Raw genomic sequence first — 3588 nt, 5'->3', positions numbered from 1 at the left:
AGCGCACAGGGGGCGGCCAGTCGCCGCCGCCCCCTGTACCCCCGGGCTCGGGCCAGCAAGAATGGTGAATAAATTAACGGCAGGCCGCACGGACCGTAGGCCGGGTAAGGCGTCAGCCGCCACCCGGCAAAAAAATCAGCGCACGTACTCAATGCCTCTGCGGAGGCATTTTTTACGCCTGTCTGGCAAAACTGACAAACAAGCTGGCAAAAGCAAACAAACGCCCCGGCGCCGCTGGCTGGTAGCTTAAGGATGACAAAGCCGACATTCGCAGCGGCAAGAGACAACACAACAATAAGATGAGGTCACAATGGCAAACGGCTTGATGTTTTCCCCTCGTAAAACCGCGCTGGCGCTGGCTGTCGCGGTGGTTTGCGCCTGGCAATCACCGGTCTTCGCTCACGGTAGCGAAGCGCACATGGTGCCGCTGGATAAAACGCTGCAGGCGTTCGGCGCCGATGTGCAGTGGGATGACTACGCGCAAATGTTCACCCTGATAAAAGACGGCGCTTACGTCAAAGTAAAACCCGGCGCCAAAACGGCGATCGTCAACGGTAAACCCCTTGATCTACAGGTGCCGGTGGTAATGAAGGAAGGTAAAGCCTGGGTCTCCGACACCTTTATCAACGATGTATTCCAGTCCGGTCTCGATCAGACCTTCCAGGTAGAAAAGCGCCCGCACCCGTTAAACTCGCTCTCGGCGGCGGAAATCAGTGACGCAGTGACCATTGTTAAAGCCGCGCCGGAGTTCCAGCCGAATACCCGCTTTACTGAGATTTCCTTACACGAGCCGGACAAGGCGGCGGTATGGGCCTTTGCCCTGCAGGGAACACCCGTTGATACCCCCCGCACCGCCGATGTGGTGATGCTCGATGGCAAACACGTCATTGAAGCCGTCGTCGATCTGCAAAACAAAAAAATCCTCTCATGGACGCCGATTAAAGGCGCTCACGGGATGGTGCTGCTCGATGACTTCGTCAGCGTGCAGAACATTATCAATGCCAGCAGCGAGTTCGCTGAGGTGCTGAAAAAGCACGGTATTACCGATCCCAGTAAAGTGGTCACCACCCCGCTCACCGTCGGCTACTTTGATGGCAAAGATGGCCTGCAGCAGGATGCGCGTCTGCTGAAAGTCGTCAGTTATCTGGATACCGGCGACGGCAACTACTGGGCGCACCCGATTGAAAACCTGGTGGCGGTGGTCGACCTTGAAGCGAAGAAAATCATCAAAATCGAAGAAGGTCCGGTGATCCCGGTCCCAATGGAGCCACGTCCGTATGATGGTCGCGACCGCAACGCCCCGGCGGTGAAACCGCTGGAGATAACCGAACCGGAAGGCAAAAACTACACCATTACCGGCGATACCATTCACTGGCAGAACTGGGATTTTCATCTGCGCCTGAACTCGCGCGTCGGACCAATTCTGTCAACGGTGACTTACAACGATAACGGCACAAAACGCCAGGTGATGTATGAAGGTTCCCTCGGCGGGATGATCGTCCCCTACGGCGACCCGGACGTCGGCTGGTATTTCAAAGCCTACCTCGACTCCGGCGATTACGGCATGGGCACCCTGACGTCGCCGATTGTTCGCGGTAAAGATGCGCCGTCAAATGCGGTACTGCTGGACGAAACTATCGCCGATTACACCGGCAAACCAACCACTATTCCAGGCGCGGTGGCCATATTCGAACGCTATGCCGGGCCTGAGTATAAGCACCTGGAGATGGGCAAACCCAACGTCAGCACCGAACGCCGGGAGCTGGTGGTACGCTGGATCAGCACCGTCGGCAACTACGACTATATCTTTGACTGGGTGTTCCACGACAACGGCACCATCGGTATCGATGCTGGCGCCACCGGCATTGAAGCGGTGAAAGGCGTGCTGGCGAAGACCATGCATGACCCCAGCGCCAAAGAGGATACCCGCTACGGAACGCTGATCGACCATAATATTGTCGGCACCACTCACCAGCACATCTATAACTTCCGCCTCGACCTCGATGTGGACGGCGAGAACAACACCCTGGTGGCGATGGACCCGGAAGTGAAGCCCAACACCGCCGGCGGCCCGCGCACCAGTACTATGCAGGTGAATCAGTACACGATTGACAGCGAGCAAAAAGCGGCGCAGAAATTCGACCCTGGCACCATTCGCCTGCTGAGCAACACCAGCAAAGAGAACCGCATGGGCAACCCGGTCTCATACCAGATTATCCCTTACGCCGGCGGCACGCACCCGGCGGCGACCGGCGCCAAATTCGCCCCGGACGAGTGGATATATCATCGCCTGAGTTTTATGGATAAACAGCTGTGGGTGACGCGCTACCACCCGACAGAGCGATATCCGGAAGGGAAATACCCGAACCGTTCCGCCCACGATACCGGCCTGGGCCAGTACGCGAAGGATGATGAGTCGCTGACTAACCACGATGACGTCGTGTGGATCACCACCGGCACCACCCACGTGGCGCGCGCCGAAGAGTGGCCGATCATGCCGACCGAGTGGGCGCACGCGCTGCTCAAGCCGTGGAACTTCTTTGACGAAACCCCTACTCTGGGCGAAAAGAAAAAGTAATCTTAACCAGCGGTGAAATCCAGCAGGATCTTACCGCCTCTTCCCGGCTGGCCGGCGGCGGCAATCGCCGCCCGCCAGTCGTTCAACGCTATACGCTGGGCCGGCGGCTGGGAGGTCGTCGGCAGGCGCTGCCAGATTTCGTCGAACGCTGCCCGCCACGCCGCCACGCTGAGTGTCGGCAGCGCCTCCCGCAGATGAAACTTGCGCACCGTCGCGCTACCGCGCGTCTGGGTCAGCGGCCGCCCGGATAACAGCCCATAGGAGATGAGGGTCGACGACCCGGGCAGCACCGACAGCAGCGTATTCGCCAGTTCGCCGCCCACCGCGTCAAACACNAGATCGCTGTGCTGGCTGACCTTCTCCATCAGCGCCCGGTCGGTATCGAGGATCGGATAGATCCCGGCCTGTTCCAGGCGCGCCCGATGCTGCGGCGAGCGAATAATCCCGCTCACCGAGCGGGCGCCCATCGCCAGCGCCCACTGCCCCAGCAGACTGGCGCAGGAGGACGATGCCGCGGTCAGCACGAGGTGTTTTCCGGCAACCGGCCAGCGCTTGAGCATCAGCATCGCCGTCAGCGGATTGATATACCCGCGGGCGGCCAGCAGATCGTCAACTGCCGGCGGCACCGGCACCAGCCAGGTCTCATCCAGATCGATAAACCGCTGCCAGGTGCCGCCCCCGCGCAGGGGCAGCACCCGCTGGCCCGCGGCTAACCGGCTGCCGTATGGCGCGGCGACCACCTCGCCAAGGCCTTCATAGCCGGCGACGGCCGGCAGTCGGGTGCGGTGGCGATAGGCGCCGGTCACGGGGATCAGATCCGAAGGATTCACCGGGGCAAAGCGCATCCTGACCCGCACCCGTCCGCCCGCCAGCGGCGCCAGCGGCAGGCGTTTCAGCGTTAGCACCGCGGACGGCGGCCCGTAGCGGTCATAAACAATGGCGTCGTTGAACATCGACTGGCTCCAGACAACGAAAGTCGGGATCATAGCAGATCCCGCTTCCAGTGGCTC

General features: G+C 60.3%; 2 protein-coding genes. One reads left to right on the top strand and one right to left on the bottom strand.

Annotated elements, in window-relative coordinates; translation table 11 throughout:
• Positions 1-310: 310 nt before the first annotated feature.
• Positions 311-2578, top strand: a complete 2268-nt coding sequence (gene tynA, locus VZP09_RS07280; protein ID WP_114504069.1) for a primary-amine oxidase — start codon at positions 311-313, stop codon at positions 2576-2578.
• A gap of 2 nt (positions 2579-2580) precedes the next feature.
• Here the strand turns inward: tynA and VZP09_RS07275 are convergent, their stop codons facing one another.
• The gene (locus VZP09_RS07275; RefSeq protein WP_072201119.1) at positions 2581-3564 is read right to left on the bottom strand and encodes a zinc-dependent alcohol dehydrogenase family protein; all 984 of its coding nucleotides are present in this window, start codon (positions 3562-3564) and stop codon (positions 2581-2583) included.
• Positions 3565-3588: the final 24 nt, after the last annotated feature.

This window comes from Klebsiella sp. EMBS2024 (assembly GCF_036233805.1).
Classification (GTDB): domain Bacteria; phylum Pseudomonadota; class Gammaproteobacteria; order Enterobacterales; family Enterobacteriaceae; genus Klebsiella; species Klebsiella pneumoniae.
The sequence above is the reverse complement of the archived record's forward strand: the minus strand, read 5'-3'. Positions and strand labels throughout refer to the sequence as shown.

Bases quoted from the DNA above. Each gene is read 5' to 3' on its own strand.
- tynA (WP_114504069.1), top strand. From the start codon at position 311: ATGGCAAACGGCTTGATGTTTTCCCCTCGTAAAACCGCGCTGGCGCTG.